The sequence below is a fragment of the Kitasatospora sp. NPDC001660 genome (assembly GCF_053596725.1).
On the sequence record NZ_JBSFGU010000006.1, the window covers coordinates 54,007 to 75,639 of the forward strand.

General features: G+C 72.9%; 20 protein-coding genes and 1 tRNA gene. 4 read left to right on the forward strand and 17 right to left on the reverse strand.

Annotation, left to right across the window (positions count from 1 at the left end):
• The first annotated feature begins 157 nt into the window (after positions 1 to 157).
• Positions 158 to 970, forward strand: a complete 813-nt coding sequence (locus ACWCXH_RS08810) for a phosphatase PAP2 family protein (RefSeq protein WP_449800654.1) — start codon at positions 158 to 160, stop codon at positions 968 to 970.
• Positions 971 to 1,008: 38 nt separating this feature from the next.
• On the opposite strand, the gene ACWCXH_RS08815 is transcribed toward ACWCXH_RS08810, so the two are convergent.
• Entirely contained in the window at positions 1,009 to 1,221 is a 213-nt protein-coding gene (locus ACWCXH_RS08815) for an I78 family peptidase inhibitor (RefSeq protein ID WP_449800655.1), read from the reverse strand.
• Positions 1,222 to 1,345: 124 nt separating this feature from the next.
• On the opposite strand from ACWCXH_RS08815, the gene ACWCXH_RS08820 reads away from it, so the two are divergent.
• Entirely contained in the window at positions 1,346 to 1,618 is a 273-nt protein-coding gene (locus ACWCXH_RS08820; protein WP_449800656.1) for a DUF6343 family protein, read from the forward strand.
• Positions 1,619 to 1,729: 111 nt separating this feature from the next.
• Here the strand turns inward: ACWCXH_RS08820 and ACWCXH_RS08825 are convergent, their stop codons facing one another.
• The 15 genes from ACWCXH_RS08825 to ACWCXH_RS08895 all read right to left on the reverse strand — a co-directional run bounded on the left by ACWCXH_RS08825 (position 1,730) and on the right by ACWCXH_RS08895 (position 19,333).
• Positions 1,730 to 3,130: an aspartate aminotransferase family protein gene (locus ACWCXH_RS08825; RefSeq protein ID WP_449800657.1), complete on the reverse strand. Its 1,401-nt coding sequence runs from the start codon at positions 3,128 to 3,130 to the stop codon at positions 1,730 to 1,732.
• Entirely contained in the window at positions 3,120 to 5,030 is a 1,911-nt protein-coding gene (gene dxs / locus ACWCXH_RS08830) for a 1-deoxy-D-xylulose-5-phosphate synthase (RefSeq protein WP_449800658.1), read from the reverse strand. The genes ACWCXH_RS08825 and dxs overlap by 11 nt, the downstream gene beginning before the upstream one ends.
• A gap of 107 nt (positions 5,031 to 5,137) precedes the next feature.
• The gene (gene hpnH / locus ACWCXH_RS08835) at positions 5,138 to 6,166 is read right to left on the reverse strand and encodes an adenosyl-hopene transferase HpnH (RefSeq protein ID WP_449800659.1); all 1,029 of its coding nucleotides are present in this window, start codon (positions 6,164 to 6,166) and stop codon (positions 5,138 to 5,140) included.
• A 2-nt stretch (positions 6,167 to 6,168) separates the two neighbouring features.
• Complete coding sequence (locus ACWCXH_RS08840) at positions 6,169 to 6,849, reverse strand: 5'-methylthioadenosine/S-adenosylhomocysteine nucleosidase family protein (RefSeq protein WP_449800660.1); 681 nt, start codon at positions 6,847 to 6,849, stop codon at positions 6,169 to 6,171.
• A complete protein-coding gene (shc, locus tag ACWCXH_RS08845) occupies positions 6,846 to 8,927 on the reverse strand; it encodes a squalene--hopene cyclase (protein WP_449800661.1) in 2,082 nt (693 codons plus the stop codon). The genes ACWCXH_RS08840 and shc overlap by 4 nt, the downstream gene beginning before the upstream one ends.
• A gap of 7 nt (positions 8,928 to 8,934) precedes the next feature.
• On the reverse strand, positions 8,935 to 10,023 hold the full coding sequence (locus ACWCXH_RS08850; RefSeq protein ID WP_449800662.1) for a polyprenyl synthetase family protein: 1,089 nt from the start codon (positions 10,021 to 10,023) through the stop codon (positions 8,935 to 8,937).
• 137 nt (positions 10,024 to 10,160) lie between these two features.
• On the reverse strand, positions 10,161 to 11,594 hold the full coding sequence (hpnE, locus tag ACWCXH_RS08855) for a hydroxysqualene dehydroxylase HpnE (RefSeq protein ID WP_449800663.1): 1,434 nt from the start codon (positions 11,592 to 11,594) through the stop codon (positions 10,161 to 10,163).
• A 130-nt stretch (positions 11,595 to 11,724) separates the two neighbouring features.
• Positions 11,725 to 12,582, reverse strand: a complete 858-nt coding sequence (hpnD, locus tag ACWCXH_RS08860; protein ID WP_449800881.1) for a presqualene diphosphate synthase HpnD — start codon at positions 12,580 to 12,582, stop codon at positions 11,725 to 11,727.
• Between the two features lie 41 nt (positions 12,583 to 12,623).
• Positions 12,624 to 13,580, reverse strand: a complete 957-nt coding sequence (hpnC, locus tag ACWCXH_RS08865) for a squalene synthase HpnC (protein ID WP_449800664.1) — start codon at positions 13,578 to 13,580, stop codon at positions 12,624 to 12,626.
• 315 nt (positions 13,581 to 13,895) lie between these two features.
• Positions 13,896 to 14,705, reverse strand: a complete 810-nt coding sequence (locus ACWCXH_RS08870; RefSeq protein ID WP_449800665.1) for an ABC transporter ATP-binding protein — start codon at positions 14,703 to 14,705, stop codon at positions 13,896 to 13,898.
• The gene (locus ACWCXH_RS08875; RefSeq protein WP_449800666.1) at positions 14,698 to 15,645 is read right to left on the reverse strand and encodes an ABC transporter permease; all 948 of its coding nucleotides are present in this window, start codon (positions 15,643 to 15,645) and stop codon (positions 14,698 to 14,700) included. Before ACWCXH_RS08875 ends, ACWCXH_RS08870 begins: the two co-directional genes overlap by 8 nt.
• 146 nt (positions 15,646 to 15,791) lie before the next feature.
• On the reverse strand, positions 15,792 to 16,703 hold the full coding sequence (locus ACWCXH_RS08880) for a glycosyltransferase family 2 protein (RefSeq protein ID WP_449800667.1): 912 nt from the start codon (positions 16,701 to 16,703) through the stop codon (positions 15,792 to 15,794).
• Complete coding sequence (locus tag ACWCXH_RS08885; protein WP_449800882.1) at positions 16,700 to 17,437, reverse strand: CDP-alcohol phosphatidyltransferase family protein; 738 nt, start codon at positions 17,435 to 17,437, stop codon at positions 16,700 to 16,702. The genes ACWCXH_RS08880 and ACWCXH_RS08885 overlap by 4 nt, the downstream gene beginning before the upstream one ends.
• 91 nt (positions 17,438 to 17,528) lie before the next feature.
• Complete coding sequence (locus ACWCXH_RS08890) at positions 17,529 to 18,590, reverse strand: iron-containing alcohol dehydrogenase family protein (protein WP_449800668.1); 1,062 nt, start codon at positions 18,588 to 18,590, stop codon at positions 17,529 to 17,531.
• Entirely contained in the window at positions 18,578 to 19,333 is a 756-nt protein-coding gene (locus ACWCXH_RS08895; RefSeq protein ID WP_449800669.1) for a phosphocholine cytidylyltransferase family protein, read from the reverse strand. Before ACWCXH_RS08895 ends, ACWCXH_RS08890 begins: the two co-directional genes overlap by 13 nt.
• 617 nt (positions 19,334 to 19,950) lie before the next feature.
• Between ACWCXH_RS08895 and idi the strand changes: the two genes are divergently transcribed.
• On the forward strand, positions 19,951 to 20,526 hold the full coding sequence (gene idi / locus ACWCXH_RS08900; protein WP_449800883.1) for an isopentenyl-diphosphate Delta-isomerase: 576 nt from the start codon (positions 19,951 to 19,953) through the stop codon (positions 20,524 to 20,526).
• A gap of 84 nt (positions 20,527 to 20,610) precedes the next feature.
• Here the strand turns inward: idi and ACWCXH_RS08905 are convergent, their stop codons facing one another.
• On the reverse strand, positions 20,611 to 21,123 hold the full coding sequence (locus ACWCXH_RS08905) for an ATP-binding protein (RefSeq protein WP_449800670.1): 513 nt from the start codon (positions 21,121 to 21,123) through the stop codon (positions 20,611 to 20,613).
• Between the two features lie 381 nt (positions 21,124 to 21,504).
• Here ACWCXH_RS08905 and ACWCXH_RS08910 point away from each other — a divergent pair.
• Positions 21,505 to 21,592: transfer RNA gene (locus tag ACWCXH_RS08910), tRNA-Leu, on the forward strand.
• Positions 21,593 to 21,633 lie beyond the last annotated feature (41 nt).

Consider the following 21,633-nt stretch of genomic DNA (forward strand, 5'->3'; position numbering starts at 1 on the left):
GCCTTTTGAAGAATGATTCGAACACCACACGGACTTTCGATCGTGGATTAGCGGAAATCACTCCCCCGACCACCCGCCGGCAACCGGATTGTCGATTTCCCGGGGAAATGACAATTCCCTCCGGAATGGCACGGGACGGATGGGTAAGGTCACCCCCGTGCAAGCCCCGAGTACCTCCCGGCAATTCCCGAACCAGGGACCGGAGAACACCGCCGACCGCCCCGGACGGTCGGCCCCGGACCGGCCCGTGCACCCGGCCCCGGACCGCCACCAGCACCCCGGCCCGGACGGCACCGAGCCCGGCTGGCCCCCGATGAGCCGCCGCCGCGCCCTCCTGCTCGCCGCCACCTGTGCCGTCTACCTGCTGGTACTGGCCGGTGTACTCCTCAACACCGACCTCGTCGACCTCGACTGGTCGGTCCGGCTGCTGCGCCCCTACGAGCGCTGGCCCAGTCTGGAGCCGCTGCTCGAAACCTGGGTGGTGGCCGGCCAGCGCGGCCCCTCCGCGATCGCCGCCTTCGCCTGGCTCGCCTGGCGCGCCCACCGGCTCGGCAGGCTCCGCCCCCTCCTGGTGATGGGCATCGCCCTGCTGCTGCTCAACGTCACCGTCGGCGCGGTCAAGATCGTCACCGGCCGGCTCGGCCCGCACTACGCCCAGTACGTCGGCTCCCCCGAGCTCTTCTCCGGCGGCACGATCTTCCCCTCCGGTCACACCGCCAACGCGGTCGTCACCTGGGGCGTGCTCGCCTACCTCGCGGTCCGCTGGCGCCGCACCGGCGCGCTGATCGCCGCTGCCACGGCCTGCTCGATCGGTCTGACCACCGTCTACCTGGGCACCCACTGGGTGACCGACGTCCTGGCCGGCTGGGCCGCCGGACTGCTGGTGCTGCTCTCGCTGCCCCTGCTGGAGCCGCTCGTCACCACGATCGAACAGCGCCTCACCCGCCGCCGAGTCCACCGGAGCGGCTGAGCGAAGGACGGGTCAACGGCCGGGGCCGAAGCCGGCGCTCACCCCTCCCAGCTGCGCTCCACCACCCCGCCGCGCACCGCGAGGTTGAGCCGCCCCTCCCGGTAGTCCATGGTGGTCATCGCGTCCGGCTCCAGCACCCGGACCGACGCCCACCCGTGCCGCCGGGCCAGCTCCCGCGCCCGCTCGATCCGCAGCCCCGCGTAGCCCTCGGCGTCCCCCTCCGGCCCGTCCCAGGCCTGGCCCGCACCCATCGGATCCGTGCCTCCGGCCCCCGGTCCCACCGCGCCCGATCCCGTCATCGCCCCTCCCCGGCCCGTCCCTCGGACGTACGCTGGAATCGTAGCCCGCACCCGCGCGGCCGGGAGGTGAACGAGGATGCGCACCACGACCCCGCGACGCTGGCGCAGCGGCACCGAGCCCTCGACCGCCCGCAGCGACCTCAAGCTGCGCTACCTGCTGTCGCTCACCTTCACCCCGCTGTTCGCGCTCGCGACGGCGGCCTTCGCGGTCTGGGCGGCCAACTCCCCGTCGTACGGGGCCCCGAGCAGCGGCACCCTCACCGGCTTCGCCGTCGCCATGGGCCTGCTCACCCTGTTCGCCGCCGTCGACCTCGTCGTGGTCGTCCGGCGCCGCCGGACCGAGCGCTGACGCGGTGTCTCCCCGGAGTGGGAGGTCGCCACCGACTTCCCACTCCACAGCCCTTTCCACCCCACAGCGGCTTCCACTCCACAACCGCATCCCGCTCCGTCCGCAGAGGGCTCAGCGGTTGCCGACCGCCTGCTTCACCAGCGTCCGCCCGAAGTCCCACATCAGCCCGCTCCCCCGGTGCGCGTCGTCCATGACGTCGGTGAACGCCGTGACGAACCGGTCCACGTCCCGCTCGGTGATGATCAGCGGCGGGATCAGCTTGATCACCTCCAGGTGGTCCCCGGACACCTGGGTCAGGATCCGGTGGCGCTGGAGCAGCGGCACGACCACCATCTGGGCGAACAGCCCCTTGCGGGCCGCCTGGAGCGCGGTCCACCCGGTGCGCAGCTTGAGCGACTTGGGCCGGCCGAACTCGATGCCGATCATCAGCCCCTTGCCGCGCACCTCGGCCAGCAGCTCGTACGTGTCGACGAGCTCGGCGAGCCGCTCCCGCAAGTGGTCGCCGACCTGCCGGGCGTTCTCGACCACCTTCTCGTCGCGCATGACCTCCAGGGTCGCGAGCCCGGCCGCCATCGCCTGGGCGTTGGCGCCGAAGCTGGCCGAGTGGACGAGCACCCGGTCCATCGAGGAGTACACCTTCTCGAAGATCCAGCCCTTGCCGAGCGTCGCCCCGACCGGCACGTACCCGCCCGAGAGCGCCTTGGCCGCGCACACCAGGTCGGGCAGCACGCCCTCCTCGTGCTGGTAGGCGAAGAACTCGCCGGTGCGGCCGATCCCGGTCTGCACCTCGTCGCAGATCAGCAGCGCCTTGTGCTCGTGCACCAGATCCTGAGCCGCGCGCAGCCAGCCGGGCGGCGGCGCGAGAACGCCCTTGCCCTGGATCGGCTCGACGATCAGGGCCGCGACGTCACCGCGCTTCAACTCCTTGGCCAGCGCGCCGAGATCGCCGAGCGGGACGGCGGTGTCGGGCAGCAGTGGGCCGAAGCCCTTTCGGAAGCCGCTCTCCCCGTTGACGGAGAGCGAGCCGGCGGTCAGCCCGTGGAAGGCGTGGTCCGCGTACAGCACCCGCTTGCGCCCGGTGGCGTAGCGGGCGAACTTGAGCGCGGTCTCGACCGCCTCGGTGCCGCTGTTGCCGAAGAACACCCGGTCCAGCCCCGGCGCGTGCGACAGCAGCCGCTCGGCCAGCAGCCCGGGCAGCGGCGAGCAGTCGAAGCGGACGAGGTCGGGCAGGTCGAGGTCCATGACCTGCTGGATCGCCGAGCGCACCGCGGGGTGGTGGCGGCCGAGGGCGAAGATGCCGAAGCCGGCCAGCATGTCGAGGTACTCGTTGCCCTCGGCGTCGTAGAAGTACGGGCCCTGGGCGCGCTCGTAGAACTTGTCGAAGCCGATGGTGTGGAGCATCCGCGGCAGCTGCGGGTTGAGGTAGCGACCGTGCAGCTCGTACCGCTCGGCACCGCGTTCGGCGATCAGGGCGGCGAGATCGAAAGCGGTGCGGTCGGGGTCAGCCGGCATGGCGCGGGTTCGCTCCTCGGGTCGGTAGCAGGTTCTTGGCGAAGACGGCGGTCTGGGCCGCGACCCCGGTGCCGCTCAGCCCGGCCTCCTCCAGGATCTCACCGCGGGCGGCATGGTCGAGGAACTCCTGGGGCAGCCCGAGCACCCGCACCGGCACGTCGACGCCGGCGTCGCGCAGCGCCTGCGCGACGGCGGCCCCGACGCCGCCCGTGCGACCGTTGTCCTCGACGGTGACCACCAACCGGTGGGCGGCGGCGAGTTCGGGCAGCACCGGGTTGACGGGCTTGACCCAGCGCGGGTCGACGACCGTCGCGGTGAAGCCCTCGGCGATCAGCAGCCGGGCCGCGTCCAGGCAGGCCGGCGCGGTGGTGCCGACGGCGACCAGGAGGATCTCGGGCAACTCGCCGGTACGCAGCAGGACGTCCACCCCGCCGATCCGTTCGACGGCCGGGACGGCGGGCCCGATCGTCGCCTTGGGGAAGCGGACGACGGTGGGAGCGTCGGCGACGTCGACGGCCTCGCGCAGCTGGGCGCGCAGTTGGTCGGCGTCGCGCGGGGCGGCGAGCCGCAGCCCGGGCACGACCTGGAGGATCGACATGTCCCACATGCCGTTGTGCGAGGCGCCGTCCGGCCCGGTCACCCCGGAGCGGTCGAGGGCGAAGGTGACGCCGAGCCGGTGCAGGGCGACGTCCATCAGCACCTGGTCGAACGCCCGGTTCAGGAAGGTCGCGTAGACGGCGACGACGGGGTGCAGGCCGCCGGTCGCGAGGCCGGCCGCGCTGGTGACGGCGTGCTGCTCGGCGATGCCGACGTCGAAGATGCGCTCCGGGTAGGCCTTGGCGAACCGTTCCAGCCCGACCGGCTGGAGCATCGCCGCGGTGATCGCCACCACGTCGGGCCGCTCCGCGCCGAGCGCGACCATCTCCTCGCCGAACACCGAGGTCCACGAGATCCCGCCGCTGGGCGAGATCGGCAGGCAGGTGTAGGGGTCGATCGGGTTGACGGCGTGGAAGCGGTCGGCCTCGTCCAGCTCGGCGGGCCGGTAGCCGCGCCCCTTGACGGTCAGGCAGTGCACGATGACCGGGCCGCCGAAGTTCCGGGCCTGGCGCAGCGCCTGCTCGACGGCGCCGAGGTCGTGGCCGTCGATCGGCCCGAGGTACTTGAGCCCGAGGTCCTCGAACATGCCCTGTGGGGCGAAGGCGTCCTTGAACCCCTTCTTGGCACCGTGCAGCGCGTCGAAGATCGGCTGGCCGACCAGCGGGGTGCGCTGCAGCGCTTCCTTGCCGAGGGCGAGGAAGCGCTCGTAGCCCTGGGTGGTGCGCAGGGTGGCGAGGTGGTTGGCGAGGCCGCCGATGGTCTTCGCGTAGGAGCGCTCGTTGTCGTTGACGACGATGACGAGCGGCCGGTCCTTGGCGTCGGCGATGTTGTTGAGCGCCTCCCAGGCGAGCCCGCCGGTGAGCGCGCCGTCGCCGATGACGGCGACGGTGTGCCGGTCGTGCTGGCCGAGCAGCTGAGCGGCCTTGGCGAGCCCGTCGGCGTAGGAGAGGGCGGTGGAGGCGTGCGAGTTCTCGACGAGGTCGTGCTCGGACTCGGCGCGCGAGGGGTAGCCGGAAAGACCGTCCTTCATGCGCAGTCGGCTGAAGTCCTGGCGTCCGGTGAGGAGTTTGTGGACGTAGCTCTGGTGGCCGGTGTCGAAGACGATCCGGTCGTGCGGGGAGTCGAAGACCCGGTGCAGCGCGATGGTCAGCTCCACCACGCCGAGGTTCGGACCGAGGTGCCCGCCGGTCCGGGTGACGGCCTCGATCAGGAAGTCGCGGATCTCCTCGGCGAGCAGCGGCAGTTCGGCCGCGGGGAGCTTGCGCAGGTCGGCCGGGGACGTGACGCTGGAGAGCAGTGACATGGGTACACCTCACGACTGGACTGGTGCGGTGGTGCCCTCGCCTCGAGGGGCTGGGTCGGCCCGGGCACGGCGCCCGGGCCGGTCGGGTGGAGCGGTCGGGTCCCCGGTCAGCGGCCGCGGTTGGCGCTGACGGTCTCGGTGATGGCGCGCAGTGACTCCTTGAGCGAGCCCATGGTGGCGAGCACCGCCGTGGGCTCGTAGCCGCAGTGGGCCATGCAGTTGTCGCAGCGCGGGTCCCGGCCGCGCCCGTACTTGCTCCAGTCGGTATTCTCGACCAGCTCGCGGTAGGTGGGCACGTAGCCGTCGGCCATCAGGTAGCAGGGCCGCTGCCAGCCGAACAGCGAGTAGTTGGGGATGCCCCACGGCGTGCACTCGAAGTCCTTCTTGCCCTCCAGGAAGTCCAGGAAGAGCGGACTGTGGTTGAGCCGCCAGCGCCGGCGGTTGCCGCCGGCGAAGGCCCTGCGGAACAGCTCGCGGGTCTGGGTGACGCCGAGGAAGTGCTCCTGGTCGGGGGCCTTCTCGTAGGCATAGGCCGGGGAGATCATCATCTCGTCGACCTTGAGCTCGTCGTTGAGGTAGTCCAGCACCTCGATGACGGTCTGCGGGGTGTCGGTGTTGAAGAAGGTGCTGTTGGTGGTGACCCGGAAGCCGCGCCGCTTGGCCTCCCTGATCGCCGCCACCGCCTCGTCGAAGGTGCCCTCCTTGGCCACCGACTCGTCGTGCCGTTCGCGCATGCCGTCGATGTGCACGGCGAAGGTGAAGTACGGCGAGGGCCGGAACTTGTCGATCTTCTTGCGCAGCAGCAGCGCGTTGGTGCAGAGGAAGACGTACTTGCGGCGCTCCACCAGCTGCCGGACGATCTCGTCGATCTGCGGGTGCATCAGCGGCTCGCCGCCGGCGATCGAGACCATCGGCGCACCCGACTCCAGGACCGCGCCGACCGCCTGGGCGACCGGCATCCGCTGCTTCAGCACGCCCGCCGGGTGCTGGATCTTGCCGCAGCCCTCGCACGCGAGGTTGCACGCGAACAGCGGCTCCAGCTCGACGATCAGCGGAAACTTGTCCCGCCGCTTGAGCAGCCTCTGCTGCATCAGGTAGGTGCCGACCCGCACGGTCTGGCGCAACGGCATGGCCATGACTAGCTCGCCTCCTGGGGGAGCGTCGAGGATGTGGGGTGGTGCAGTTCCCCGCGGTCGGACGGCAGCTCCTGCCGGTACCAGTCGACGAGGGCGGGGACGGTCGCGCGCAGGGCCCGCCAGGCGCGCACCCCCGCAGGGAGCGTCCCGGGCCGCAGCAGCTCCCGCTCGGGGGTGTCCACCACGACCCGCAGGACGGCCGCGGGCAGCGCGGGCCGCAGCTCGCGCAGCGCGGCGAGGACGGCGGCGGCCTCCATGTCGACGGCGAGCGCGCCCTGGACGTGCAGGGCCCGCCGTTCGATGCCGCGGACCACGTGGTCGGCGGTGTGGTGCACCCCGGTGTGCACGACCAGCCCGCACTCCTTGAGGGCCCGGGCGAGGCCGGCGGCCGAGCCGACCGGGAACAGGTTGCCCTCCGGGTCGCGCACGCCGTCGGCGGCGACGACGTCCCCCGGGGCGATCCCGGGACCGACGGCCGCGCCGAAGCCCGCCACCACGACCGCGCCGTAGCCGCCCGGGGCGGAGCCGAGCACCCGGCGCACCGCGTGGCCGGCCCGCCGCCGGCCGACCCCGGTGCGCAGCAGCACCGGCGGCCCGCCGGCCGAGCCGCGCCAGTCCCCTCCGCGCAGGGCCCAGACCTCGGGGCCCAGCGCGCAGAGCACCAGCAGGGGCGGGGTGGTCACCGCGACGCCCCGATCACCGGGCCGCCGCTCTCCCGCAGGGCCGCCGGGCCGCCGCCCAGGTAGCGGCCGAGCGCGGTGACGGGGAAGACCAGCCGGTACAGGTGGTAGTTGATGGAGAAGTCCCACGGGAAGCCGGTGCCGGTGAACTGCGGCTCGTCCCACGTGCCTTCGGGCAGCTGGGTGCGCACCAGCCAGTCCACCCCGCGCTCCACCGCCGGGTTGGCCCGGCCGTCCGGGCCCTCGCCGGCCGCGAGCAGCGCCATCAGCGCCCACGCGGTCTGCGAGGCGGTCGAGTCGCCGCGCCCGGCCCAGCGCGCCGGGTCGTCGTAGGAGCGCATGTCCTCGCCCCAGCCGCCGTCGGCGTTCTGCCGGTCCTCCAGCCAGCGGACGGCCTGGCGGATCGCCGGGTGCTCGTCCGGCACGCCGGCCGCGACGAGGGCGGGCAGCACCGAACCGGTGCCGTAGATGTAGTTGGTGCCCCAGCGGCCGAACCAGGAGCCGTCGGCCTCCTGGTTGCGCAGCAGCCACTCGACGCCGCGCCGGGTGCGCTGGTCCCGCGCCTGCCCCACCTCGGCGAGCATCTCGACGACGTGCGCGGTGACGTCGGCGGACGGCGGGTCGACCACCTCGCCGAAGTCGCAGAACGGCAGCTTGTTCGGCAGCGTGCTGGTGTTGTCGACGTCGAAGGCGCCCCAGGCCCCGTTCCTGGACTGCATGCCGAGGTTCCAGCGCACCCCGCGGTCCACCGCCCCGTCGACCCGCGCCGGGTCGGGGTGGGCGACCCGGCGCAGCGCCAGCACCACCTCGGCGGTGTCGTCGATGTCCGGGTAGGTGTCGTTCTCGAACTCGAACGCCCAGCCGCCGGCCTCCAGCGAGGGCCGCCGCACGCTCCAGTCGCCGCGCTTGCGGATCTCCTCGCCGAGCATCCAGTCGACGGCGCAGACCAGCGCCGGGTGGTCGGCCGGCAGCCCGGCGTCGACCAGGGCGATGGTGGCCAGGCAAGTGTCCCAGACCGGGGACTGGCAGGCCTCCAGCCAGCGCATCCCGTCCTCGGTGTGCACGGTGAAGCGGTCGAAGGCGGCGAGCCCGGCCTGCATCACCGGGTGCTCCAGCTCGTAGCCCTCCAGGTGCAGGGCGATCAGCGAGTAGACGGCGGGAGGCTGGATGCCGCCCCAGCAGCCGTCGGCCTCCTGCCGCTCGACGATCCAGCGGCAGGCCCGGGAGATGGCGTGCTTGCGCAGCGGGCGCACGGCGCGGCGGTGGTAGGCGTGCAGGATGTTGTCGAGGCGCTCGAACAGGCCGTCCCAGGTGGTGGCGGGGGCGAGCGGCCGGTCGGGGAAGGGGTGCGCGGGGTCGGTGTGCAGCTCGGTGAGCGCGAAGGGCGCCGGACGGACCGGGCGGTGGGCCGAGACGATGGTCAGCGGGACGATGGTCTGGCGGGCCCAGCAGCCGAACGCGTAGATGTTCAGCGGCAGCCACCTGGGCAGGAAGATGATCTCGGGCGGCATCTCGGGCAGCCGCTCCCAGGGCCACCAGCCGAAGAGCGCGAGCCAGATCCGGGTGAACACCCGGGCGGCGGCGATGCCCCCGGCCAGGCGGACGTAGTGCGCGGCGGCCTGCATGTGCGGCGCGTCCGGGTCGTCGCCGGCGAGTTTGAGGGCGACGTACGCCTCGACGGTCGTGGACAGTTCGGGCGGCCCGCCGTGGAAGGTGGCCCAGGTGCCGTCCTCCCGCTGCTGGGAGCGGATCCACTCGGCGGTGGCCCTGGTCTGCTCCTCGGTGCGGATTCCCAGGAACTGCCGGAGCAGTAGGTCCTCCGCGTCCATGGTGACGTTGGTCTCCAGGTCGCCCTTCCACCAGCCCTCCGGACTCTGCAGCGAGAGCAGGTGGGTGGTGGCCCGGGCCAGTGCCTCCCGGGCGTCGGCCGGCCCGCGGGCCGCCTCCCCGCCCGGCCGGGGCGGGGCGGGGTCCTCGGGCTGCCACTGCCCGGTGCCCAGCAGCACCGGGGGGCGGTCGCCCACCGCGACCGGCTCGGGATCGTACTCAGGGTCGAGCCGGCCGTCCGCGGTTGCTGTCAACGTAACGTCACCTCTCTCGTACCACCACGAATTCGGCGAGTGCGACGAAGTGCTCGCGCACCGGGTCGGACATGGGCACCTCGTCGAGGGCGGCGAGGGCGGTCGTGTGCTGGCGGCGGGCCTCCTCCTGGGTCCAGGCGCGGCCGCCGGCCTCCTCGATCAGCGCGGCCCGGGCGGCCAGCTCGGACTCGTTCTCCTCCCCGCGGCCCGACGGGTCGGCCAGCTGCTCGGCGAGCCGGCGCGACGCGGCGCCGCCCTCGGCCAGCGCGGCGGCGACCGGCAGGGACTTCTTGCGCTGGCGCAGGTCGCCCCAGTGCGGCTTGCCGGTGACCTCGGTGGCGCCCCAGATGCCGAGCAGGTCGTCCACCGCCTGGAAGGCCAGGCCCAGGTGGTGGCCGTAGCGCTGGAGGGAGTCGGAGACCTTGTCGTCGGCCCCGGCCAGTACGGCGCCGATCGCCGAGGCGGCGGCGAGCAGAGCGGCGGTCTTGCCGCCCTCCATCTCCAGGCACTCGGCGACGGTGACGCTGTCGCGCTGCTCGAAGGCGACGTCCATCGCCTGCCCGTCGATGAGCCGGCGGGTGGCGGTGGTGAGCAGCCGGACGGCGCGCGCGGCATCGGCGGCGCTCGCCGGTCCGGCTTCGCCGGCGTCGAGCAGCACCTCCGTCCCGAGCGTCGCCAGGGCGTCGCCGACCAGGATCGCCTGGGCCGGACCGAAGACCGTCCAGGCGGTGGCCCGGTGGCGCCGGGTCTCGTCACCGTCCATCAGATCATCATGGAGCAGGGAGAAGTTGTGCACCAGTTCAACAGCGACCCCGCCGGGCACGCCCACCTCCGCCGAGGCGCCCGCGGCCTGCGCGGACAGCAGCGCCAGCGCCGGGCGGACGGCCTTGCCGCCGTCGCCCTTCACCGGGGTGCCGTCGCGGTCGATCCAGCCGAAGTGGTAGGCCGCGACGGTGTCCATCGGTGCGGCCAAACGGGCGACGGCGGCGCGCAGCGGCGGGGTGCAGAGCGTGCGGCTGCGGGCCAGCAGCTCCGGCACCGAGACCGGTTCGGCGTGCGCCGTGCCTCCCACGGCGGTGCCGGTGCGTGACTCCACGTGCGTTCCCTCTCCCTGGTGGTGCCGGACCGCGCGGGCCGGCCGGATGCTTGCGAGGTCGGTGCGCCCGGCGTGCCGGGCGCGACCGACGGTACGGCCGCCGGCTCTCGCGGGGTCGCCGGCGGCGGGGCCGCTCGTCACCTCGGCCACCTCCCGTCGCCCCGGTCCACCGGGCACCGGGCGCCGGCGGCGGCGAGCGCCGCGTCGGCCGCGGCGTGGCCGCTGCGCACGGCCCCCTCCATCGTCGCGGGCCAGCCGGTGGCCGTCCACGCACCGGCCAGCAGCAGGCCGGGCACGTCGGTGCGCGCCGAGGGGCGCAGGGCGGCGGTACCGGGGGCCGGGTCGAAGGTGGCGGTGCGCTCGCGGGTGACGAAGAAGTCCAGCACCTCGGCGCCGGCCGCGGCGGGCAGCAGCCGGGCGAGCTCGGGCAGGTAGCGCTCGCGCAGCTCGGCGACCGGCAGGTCGATCTCGTCCCGCACGGCGGACTGCGACAGCGCCAGGTACTGGGCGCCGGGGTGCGCGCGGCCGAGCGCGGTGGCGGCCAGGCCGGAGTGCGCGGTGCGGTCGAAGACCCACTGCACCGGGGAGTCGAGCGCGGCGAAGAAGGGGCGGCGCAGGACCTTGCGGCCGTAGACCACGTGGACGTTGAGGATCGGCGAGGTGCCGAAGCCGGCCAGGCGCTCCTGTGCGGGGATCGCGCCCTGCGGCAGCAGGGCGGCGGCGCTGTCCTGGGCACCGGCCAGGACGACGGTGTCGGCGGTGAGCAGCTCGCCGCTCTCCAGGCGCACGGCGTGCTGCTGCGCGCCGGGCTTGAACTCCGCCGCGCGGGCGCGCAGCAGCACCGTCACGCCGGCACGCTCCAGCTCCCCGAGCGCCCGGTCGTGGTGGATGGTGCCGAGCGGGACGGCGGCGATGCCGATGTCGGAGGCGCCCGGGTCGGAGAGCAGGCCGGTCTTGAACACCATGGCCGCGAGGGCCAGCGACACGTCGTCGGCGTAGGCGTTCAGGGTGGCGACGCCGACCAGGTCCCACAGGGCGGCGAGGGTCCGCTCGTTCTGCCCCCGGCGGCGCAGCCACGCGCCGAAGGACGTCCCGTCCAGCGCCGGGTCCCCGAGGTCGAGGCGCTGGAGGGCGAGCGCGCCGCGGACCACCCGGGCGCGGTCGGCCGGGCCGAGGTGCGGGTAGCGGGCGAGGCTGCCGGCCAGGTGCAGCGGGACGGGCAGGCCGGCCCGGCGCAGCCGGCCGAGGGTGCGCACGGGGGCGTCGGCGGGCCCGGTGACGGAGAGCACGGGGACGTCGAGCCGGTCCTGCAGATGGGTGAGCCGGGTGGCGCCGAGCCGGTCGAGCAGGCCGCGGTAGGCGGTGCAGCAGCGCAGGTAGACGTGCTGGCCGTTGTCGACGGTCAGCTCGCCGCGCCGGAAGGAGAAGGCGAGGCCGCCGAGCCGCGGCCGCCCCTCCACCAGGGTGACCCGCTGCCCGGCCTCGGCCAGGCGCAGCGCGGCGGTGATCCCGGCCAGACCGCCGCCGACCACGACGGCGGCCGGGCGCGCGGCAACGGCTCGCCCGGTCATCGGCCCTCCCCCTCGCGATCGCTGGACCGCCCGGCGGCGGCTGCTGCTGTGGTCAGCGCAGTCGTGGCCGACACGGCTCCACCCATGCGTGATTCCACGCTGACACAGCGTGACAGAACTGCGGCGAGAATCAAGAACGCCCCCCGGCGAGCCCGGAAAGCGCCACGTACGCCTTCTCCCAGCCCGGCAGCGAGACCCGGCCGCGCAGCACCGACTCGGGGTCGGCGGCGATCCGGCCGAGCAGCCGGTGGTAGATGCCGGCCATCGCGGCGGTGCAGGCGCGACTGCGGCGGTCGAGCATCGGCAGCAACCGCAGGCCCTCCTCGAACGCGGCCTGCGCGCGGGCGGCCTCGAAGGCGACCAGGCCGGTGAAGTCGGCGCCGGTCGGCGGCTTGGGCTGGGCGAAGCCCTGCTGGCAGCCGAACCGGACCAGGTCCTCGGTGGGCAGGTAGGTGCGGCCGTTCAGGGCGTCCTCGCGCAGGTCGCGCAGGATGTTGGTGAGCTGCAGCGCGAGGCCCAGGGTGTCGGCGTAGTGCGCCCCGCGCTCGGGGTCCTCGCAGCCGTACACGCCGAGCGACAGCCGGCCGATCGCGCCCGCCACGCAGCGGCAGTAGACCTTGAGCTCCTCGTACGTCTGGTACTCGGCGCCCTTGAGGTCCATCTCGACGCCGTCGATCAGCTCGTCGAAGCCGCCGAGCGGGATCGGGAAGCGCCGGGCCGCGTCCGCGAGGGCGACCTTGATCGGGTCCGTGTCGTCCTCGGCGACCCTGCCGGCGCGGACCTCGTCCAGCAGTTCCCGGGTGCGCAGCAGCGCCTCGGCCTTGCGGTCGGCGGGCAGGTCGCCGTCGCCGATGTCGTCCACCCGGCGGGCCAGGGCGTACAGGGCCGACATGGCCAGCCGTTTGGGCTCGGGCAGCAGCCGGATGCCGTAGCTGAAGTTACGCGCCTGCAGCCCGGTGACTGCCTCGCAGTACCGGTACGCCGCCATGACCTGGGCCGACGCCAGTGGTGATGCCGCCACTCGGGCGTTCACCTTCCCTTCGCGAAGATGGCCGCCGCCTTCGCTGCGAGGCGGCGCTTGTCCGGCTTCGCCTGCTGGGCGAGCACGTCGTACCCGGCGTCCGCGACGGCCGCCAGGGCCGCGTAGCCGCCTGCGGTGAATCCCGCCAGGAGCAGTCGAAGCCTCCCCCGAACCGTACCTACCAACGGCGCGCCGCGGTCGAGCAGGGTGCGGGCCCGCTCGGCCTCGAAGGCGATCAGTTCGCGGACGGCGCCGTCGGCGCGGGGCGCGGCGAGGTCGGCCTCGGTGACGCCGAAGCGCTCAAGGTCCTCGGCCGGCAGGTAGATCCGGCCGCGGGCGAGGTCCTCGGCGACGTCCTGGAGGTGTTCGACCACCTGGAGGGCGGTGCAGATCGCGTCGGACAGCTCGATCCGCTCGGGCGTGGAGACGCCGGCGATGGTGAGCACCAGCCGGCCCACGGGGTCGGCGGACAGGGTGCAGTAGCCGACGAGGTCGTCCCAGGTGGCGTAGCGGGCGGTGGTCTGGTCCACCCGGTTGGCCCCGATCAGACGGCGGAAGGGCTCGGGGGTCAGCCCGTGCTTGTCGACGACCGGGACGAGGGCGCGCATCAGCGGGTGCCGGGGCCGGTCCGCGGTGCCCGGGCGGAGCGCCGCCTCGAACACCCGGTCGAGGTCGCGCTCCAGTCCGTCGAGCAGGGCGAGCCGGAAGGCGACCTCCTCCGCGGCGGGCGGGCCGCACTGGGCCGAAGGGGTGGCCGGTGACGCCGGGAGCGGGGTGTCGACGCCGAGGAGGCGGGCGGCGCCGGCCGGGTCGGCGAGGTCACCGTCACCCGCGTCGTCGACCAGCCGGGCGAAGCCGTAGACCGCCATCAGGTCGCCGCGCCAGGCGGCGGGCAGGAAGAAGGGGGCGACCGGGAAGTTCTCCGCGCTCGCCTTCTCCAGGGTCGCCCCCGCGGTCTGGTCCACGGGCTCACTGCTGGGCTGGGCCGAAGCCGACACTGCTGTCACTCCCCCGTTCTACACCGATGGGCATCACCGGCCCGACTCGGACACGCGTCCGAGCGCGGGCGTCACGTCCGGCACACGACCCCCGCGCATACAGCCTGACACCACGGGCCGCGCCGGAGAAGGGCGCCCCGCCCGGCGCACGGGGCGCTCACCCCGCCGGGGGCGGGCCACCCGGGGGTGTCCGGACGGCGCACCGCGTCGACGGGCGCGGGCACGGCGAGGGGCCGGTCCCGGACGACTTCCGGAACCGGCCCCCGCCGTGCGTCTGAGGTCCTACGGGCGCTCGCCGCGCTCGTACCGGCCGACGACCTCCTCGGTCGGGCCGTCCATGACCAGCTCGCCGTGCTCGATCCAGATGGTCCGCTCGCAGACCTCGCGGATCGAGCTGTTGTCGTGGCTGACCAGGAAGACCGTACCGGCCGACTGGCGCAGTTCCTCGATGCGCTTCTTGCTGCGCTGCTGGAACGCCTGGTCGCCGGTGGCCAGCGCCTCGTCGATCAGCAGCACGTCGTGGGTCTTCGCGGCGGCGATGGAGAACCGCAGGCGGGCGCCCATGCCGGAGGAGTACGTGCGCATCGGCAGGGAGATGAAGTCGCCCTTGTCGTTGATGCCGGAGAAGTCGACGATGTCCTGGTAGCGGCGCCGGACCTCGGCCGGCGGCATGCCCATCGCGAGGCAGCCGAGGATGACGTTGCGCTCACCGGTGAGCTCGTTCATCAGGGCCGCGTTCACGCCCAGCAGCGAGGGCTGGCCGTTGGTGTAGATGCCGCCCTTCTCGGTCGGCAGCAGGCCCGCGATGGCGGCCAGCATGGTCGACTTGCCGGAGCCGTTCGAGCCGATCAGGCCGATCGCCTCGCCCTTGTAGGCGGTGAAGCTGATGCCGCGCACCGCGTGCACCTCGCGCACGCCCGCCGCGCGCTTGCGGCTGATGATGCGGCTGAGCGCCGAGGTGGCGCTGCCCTTGCCGGAGCCGGCGCCGTGCACGCGGTAGACGATGTGCACGTCGTCGACGACGACGGTGGGCTCACGGGCCACGTCCGCGTCCCGGATGATGTCGCGCTTGCTCAGGTCGGTGTCAGCCACGGCCGTACTCCTCCTCGGCCTTCCAGAAGAAGACGTATCCGATGACGAACATCACGACGGCCCAGGCGATGCCGTAGGTCCACTGGTGCTGCGGGAGGGTCTGGTGCGCGTTCGGGAACTGGTGCTTGTTGTAGATGATCGGCGCGAACGCGTGCCGCAGCAGGTCCATGTAGACCGAGGCCGGGTTGAGGGCCATGATCGTCTGGATGTAGTGCGGCCAGGAGTTGATCTTGTCCTGGATGCTGAACATCACGCCGGACAGGAACATCCAGGCCCGCATCACGAACGGGATCAGCTGGGAGATGTCACTGGTCTTGGCACCGATCCGGGCGAAGATCAGCGCCACGCCGGTGTTGAACATCGACTGCAGGACCAGCGCCGGAACGACCAGCAGCCAGGTCCGGCCCGGGGCGATGCCGCTGAACAGCACGGTGGCGACGAGGACCACCATCGAGATCAGCAGCTGCTGGAGTTGGATCACCGTGAAGGCGATCGGCAGGCTGGCGCGGGGGAAGTGCAGCGCCCGGATCAGCCCGAGGTTGTCGGAGATCGCCCGGGTGCCGGACTGCACCGCGTTCTGGGTGAACTGGAAGACGAAGACGCCGATGCACAGCCACGCGATGTAGGTGTTCGGCGGGAAGTTGTCCTTGCTCTTCAGGATCACACCGAAGACCAGGTAGAACACCGCGCAGTTGAGCAGCGGGGTCACCACCTGCCACAGCTGACCGAGCTTGGCATCGGTGTACTGCGCCACCAGGCGGGCGGTGGCGAAGGCCCAGATGAAGTGGCGCCGGGCCCAGAGCTGCTTGGTGTAGGCGAACAGACCGGGCCGCCGGCCGCTCACGGCCAGGCCGTACTTGTCCGCAAGCTGCTTGGGGGTCAGGCCCGCGTCCGCCCCCCTGGGGGCTGAGAGGCTGACGGGTTCACTCACTGTCGACACATTCGTCCTTCACGCGGGATCGGTCGGGGCGGCCGGTCGGCGGGGGTCCGCCGGCCTTGCGCCGATGGGGATCCACTGGGATCACGGGGGAGTCCGGCCGGTGTGTGGTCACCGGCCGCAGCGATCGATCACTCGATCTCATGAGATCAGATGACCGGTGGACGGCCCAGCCTGGTCAGTCGCCAAACCGTACGCCATCGCATCGGGCGACGCGGACCGCAGGGTTCGCGCCAGCCCGCCCGGAACCCGCCCCACCAGGCCTTCAGCGCCTCCGGGGAGGGGCGGCGGGCCAGGGTCAGCAGGAACCAGGTTCCCAGATAGAGAGGCACGAACAGGGCCGGGAGGTTCCGCCTCGCGAGCCAAACCCTGTTCCGGGCCACGTTGTGGAAGTACGTGGCGTGTCGGGCGGGCGAGGTCGTCGGATGGTGCAGGACCACGTCCGCCCGGTAGTCGATGGCCCAGCCGGCGTCCACCGCGCGCCACGCGAGGTCGGTCTCCTCATGGGCGTAGAAGAACTCGGCGGGCAGCTGGCCGGCCTGCTCGAACACCGTGCAGCGCACGGCGCTCGCGCCGCCCAGGAAGGTCGTCACCCGGGACGAGCGCAGCGGGTCGCTCGCGCGCAGCCGGGGCACGTGCCGGCGCTGGGTGACGCCGGTGTCGGGGTCGGCGATCCGGAAGGAGACGATGCCCAGCTCCGGATCGGCGGTGAAGGCCTCGCGCAGGAGGCGGGCCGAGTCGGTGCGCGGCAGGTGGCCGTCGTCGTCCAGGAAGAGCACGGCGTCGACGTCCCGCCCATCGCGGCCGAAAAGCTCGATGCCGACGTTGCGCCCGCCGGGGATGCCGAGGTTCTCCGGCAGCTCGACGCTGCGCACGCCCTCGGGCAGCGGCGGCAGCGGGGCGCCGTTGGCGACCACGGCCAGCTCGACCGCCGGGCCCTCCTGGGCGCGGACGGACTCGATCAGGGCGTTCAGCTCGGCGGGCCGGTTGCCCATCGTGATGATCACGGCGCCGAGGCGGAAGTTCTCCGCAGTGGTGGGAGCGTTCGTGGAAGTGTTCATCGGAGCCTGCTCGAAAGGACGATGCTCAGCAGGTGCAGGACGGTCTGCAGCATGGCGATCGCGGCCAGCACGACCACCGCGAGCCGGGTGAAGAACAGACCGCCGTGGACGGTGTCGGCGATGCCGGCGGCGAGGATGAACAGCGAGGCCTCGACGGCACCCACCAGGCGGTGGAACTTCAGGAGCGAGGCCGCGCGGCGGGCCTTGGCCACGGCGGCTGAGCGCGGCACCGAGGCGCTGTCCTCGACCGCCGTCAGGCCGCTGCGGGCCCGGGCCACGTCCACCAGGTCCGTCTCGGACTTGATCAGGATCGCGCCCAGCGCGGCCAGCGTGCCGAGGAAGGCCCACTCCCAGTGCGCGGCCGGGCCCTGCTCGTGGAACAGGTCGCAGCCGCGCAGGCCGAGGCCGGTCAGCAGGGCGGCCTCGGACATGTAGTGGCCGACCCGGTCCAGGTAGACGCCGGTGAGCGAGGTCCGCCGGCGCCAGCGGGCCACCTCGCCGTCCACGCAGTCCAGCAGCAGGTACAGCTGGATCAGCAGGGCGCCCAGGAGCGCGCCGGTCAGGCCCGGCACCACCAGCGCGGCACCGGCCAGGACACCGGTGAGCATCATCAGGTAGGTGAGGCCGTTGGGCGTGATCGCCGTCACGGTGGAGAGCACGCGCGTGACCCGCAGCGAGATGCTCCGCATGTACAGGCGCCCGGCCCAGTGCTCGGCGCTGCGGCGCTGGAGCATGCCCTCCGGGTGGATCACCGCGCGCAGTTCCTCGATGGAGGGCCGGCGGGTCAGGTCCACCGGGGGCCGCTCGGCGCCTGCGGTGGAGGGGTCAGCTGTTGACGGCTTGGACATAGTCGGCGTACGCGTCCCTGATTGCTGAGGGGGAGAGGTCGAGGTGCTCGAGGATGGTGAAGCGGCCCGGCCGGGTGTTCGGAGCGTAGTGCACCGCCTCGGTGAACTCCGCTTCGGTGAAGCCGATCTGAGCGGCGGTCACCGGCAGTCCGTGGCGCGCCAGGCGCTCCACGATCAGACCGGTCAGCTCGCGCTCGCCCCGCAGGAAGCTGGCGAACGCCGCGCCGAGGCCGACCTGTTCGCCGTGCTGGGCGGACCGCTTGGGATACAGCACGTCCAGGGCATGCGAGATCTCGTGGCAGGCGCCCGACGAGGGCCGGGTGCTGCCCGCGATGTTCATCGCGATGCCGGACAGTACCAGGGCTTCCGCGAGCGCCGTCAGGAGGTCCTGGTCGGCCAGGGTCCCGGGGTGGCGCAGCAGGTTCTCGCCCGCCGAGCGGGCCATCGCCACGGCCAGCCCGTCCACCGGTTCGCCGGTGACCGCGTGCGAGAGCTCCCAGTCCGCGCAGGCCGAGATGTTGGAGACGACGTCGCCGATGCCGGCCGCCACGAAGCGCGGCGGGGCCTGGCGGATCACGTCCAGGTCGACCACGATGCCGATCGGGCTGGGCACCCCGTAGGAGCCCCGGCCGGCGTCGTTGTCGAGCGTGGAGACCGGCGAGCAGATGCCGTCGTGCGCGAGGTTGGTGGCCACCGCGACCAGCGGCAGGCCGACCCGGGCCGCGGCGTACTTGGCGGCGTCGATGATCTTGCCGCCGCCGAGGCCCACGACCGCGTCGTAGTGGCCGCCGCGCATCGCCTCGGCGAAGCGCACCGCGCTGTCCAGGCTGCCGTCGTCCACGCTGAACCAGTCGGCGCCGGGCAGGGCGGGCTCCAGGCGCTCGCGCATCGCGGCGCCGGAGCCGTTGCTGATCGCCACCGCGATCCGGCCCGAGGCCGACAGCCGCTGGTCGGCGAGGATCCCGCCGAGCGCGTCCAGGGCACCCGGGCGGACCTCGACGAACAGCGGCGACGGGACCAGTCGGGTCAGTACCGGCACGCGATCTCCCGCGCCTTCGCCAGGTCGTCGTGGTTGTCGACCTCGACCCAGGAGACCTCGCCGATCGGCTGCACGCCGATCCGCAGGCCGCGGTCCACCATCTCCTGGTAGCCGTCCTCGTAATACAGCTGCGGGTCGCGCTCGTAGGTGGCGCGCAGCGCGTCGGTGAGGTCCGCGGCGGCGGAGGGGTTGATCACGGTGACGCCGATGTACTCGCCGCTCGCCTCGGCCGGGTCCATCAGCTTGGTGATGCGGCGCATGCCGGCGACCGGGTCGACGACGACCTTCATCTCCTCGTCGGCGAGCTTCTTCACCGTGTCGAGGGCGAGCAGGATGCCGGGCGCGGTGCCGGCGTCGATCAGGCGCTGGTTGCCCTCCAGCATGGTGCGCTGGACCGAGGCCGGGTGGACGGTGTCGCCGTTGGCGAGCAGCAGGCCCTCGGCGAACAGGTCACGGGCGCACCACAGCGAGTAGGCGTTGTTCCACTCCTCGGCCTTGTCGTTCTCGACGAGGGTGAGCTTGACGCCGTACTTCTGCTCCAGGGCGGCCTTGCGGTCGTACACCGCCTCCTTGCGGTAGCCGACGACGATCGCGGCCTCGCGCAGCCCGACCTCGGCGAAGTTGCCGAGGGTGAGGTCCAGGACGGTCCGCTCCCCGTCGACCGGCACCAGTGCCTTGGGCAGGGTGTCGGTGTACGGGCGCAGCCGGCGGCCGGCGCCGGCTGCCAGAACGAGGCCGATCATGCGGGGGTCTCCTGATCCGTCGTGCTGTGCGCGGGTGCGCCGGGGCACCGGTACGAGTCGTCCGAGCTCGTTCGGGCCGCAGAGCGGCGCGCCGGTGCCGGCGCGGATGCGGGCACCTTGTCCTAAGCGATGGTAGGCGACCCGGGCGACCAGCCCGAACGCGGCCGGGGAGCTGGGAGGTGACTGAGTGGCGGCTGGGAATAGACGCCGGCCGCGGGCGTGAACGGGGTGCGGCGCGCCTTCCTATGCGCCTCCCGACGCGCCTCTCAGCGCGTCCGAACGGCCCTCGAACGACTCCGAACCCTTTTGCTACCCCCGTGACCCTTCCGAGGCCCTCTCGGGTCCTTCTATGCCCGGAAAAGTCCCCCTGGGAGTCATGATCCGCCAGGTTGTGCGTGGGACCCGTGCCGACCGCCACCCATACGGCAGACTGGAGCCCGACGCCGGCGCCGGTGCCCCCGCCGCGTCCGCTGTACCCGCTTCACCCACTGTGCCGGACGCAACCCGATGCTTCCGTTGCTCCCGCTCCCGAAAGAGGCCCCATGCCCCAGAGTCCGCCGACCAGCCCGACGCACTTCACGTCCGAGATCGACACCGGTCTCGACGTGGAGACCGACGTGACGGCCGACCCCGGGACCGCCGCCGGGAGCGCAGGCACCGAGATCCTCCTGGAGCTCGTCGACGACGAGGGCGTCACCACCGGCACGGCCGAGAAGCTCTGGGCCCACCAGCAGCCCGGCCGGCTGCACCGGGCCTTCTCGGTGTTCCTCTTCGACCGCCAGGGCCGGCTGCTGCTGCAGCGCCGCGCACTCGGCAAGTACCACTCCCCCGGCGTCTGGTCGAACACCTGTTGCGGCCACCCGTACCCCGACGAGCCGCCGTTCGTCGCCGCCGCCCGCCGCACCGCGGAGGAGCTGGGCGTCGCGCCGGCGCTGCTGTGCGAGGCCGGGACCGTGCGGTACGACCTGCCGGACGAGGCCTCCGGGCTGATCGAGCGCGAGTGGAACCACCTGTTCGTGGGCCTGGTCACGGCGCCGGTCGCCGCCAACCCGGACGAGGTGGACGACTACGCCTTCGTCACCGCGCAGGAGCTGCGCGAGCTGCGGGCCGAGCGGCCGTTCTCGGTGTGGTTCGAGACGGTCTTCGAGGCGGCGCTGCCGGGGATCCGGGAGATCGCCGGGCGGGACTGGTAGCGGGCGGCGCCTACGCCGTGGGGTGCGGCCCGGTTGGCCACGGCCCGGATGGTCACGGACAGTCGTCACACTGCGGACAGACAGCTACGGGCAGTCGTCGCGCTGCGGCGGGATGGGCAGCGAGGCCCAGATGACCTTGCCGCCCTCCCCCGTCCGCTCCACGTCGCACACACCGCCGGCCTGCAGGGTCACGCTCTTGACCAGCAGCAGGCCGCGCCCGCCGGTGCGGCCGGTGTCGCTCTCCAGCGCCTTCGGGCGGTACGGGTCGCCGTCCTCGACCGAGACCCGCACCCAGCCGCCCTGCACCGCCAGCTCGGTGGTCACCTCGGGCGACAGCTCGGCGGCGTGCGTCACGGCGTTGCCGACCAGCTCCGAGACGATCAGCAGCACGTCGTCCACCAGCTCCTGGTAGCGCACCCCGGTCATGCCCTGGGCCAGCAGGCGGTCGCGCACCGCGTGCCGGGTGCGCGGCACCGAGGACTCCGAGGCGGGCACCGGGAAGCGCCACACGCCCTCGGCCGGCTCCGGGCAGGCGGGCCCGCGCAGGGCCTGGTCGCGTCTCGGCTCGGCCTTCGCCGCTCCGCTGATCTGCTCCACGTCCAGCCGCCCTTCGTCCGCGACCCGGGAATCAGGCGTTCCGCTGGCGCCCTCGGTCCACAGAGGCTAGGAGAGCCGCCCCCGGGACCGCGGCACCGTCGAGAAGTTGCCCGTGTCGGATCGGTGTCGACCGGTCCTGATCGGCAGGGCATCGGAGGTCGACCGGGTTCCTTCGCCCTCGCCACCGCTTCGTCTGCGGATCGCACTGCCTCGCGAGCCGGCCCGATCGGCCAGGGGGTCCGGTTCCCAGTGGCGCGGGGGCCGGTTCCGGCTGACGCGGGGATCCCCGCCGGGGAAACGCAGGTGAGAAGCACTCCAGAACCCTGGTAATGTTCTCTCTGTCGCCGAGGGGGCGAGAAAAATCCCCGAAGCACACACCCCGTCCGGGTGGCGGAATGGCAGACGCGCTAGCTTGAGGTGCTAGTGCCCTTTATCGGGCGTGGGGGTTCAAGTCCCCCCTCGGACACCATCGAATTCCCCGTGGATCCGCAAGGATTCCACGGGGAATTT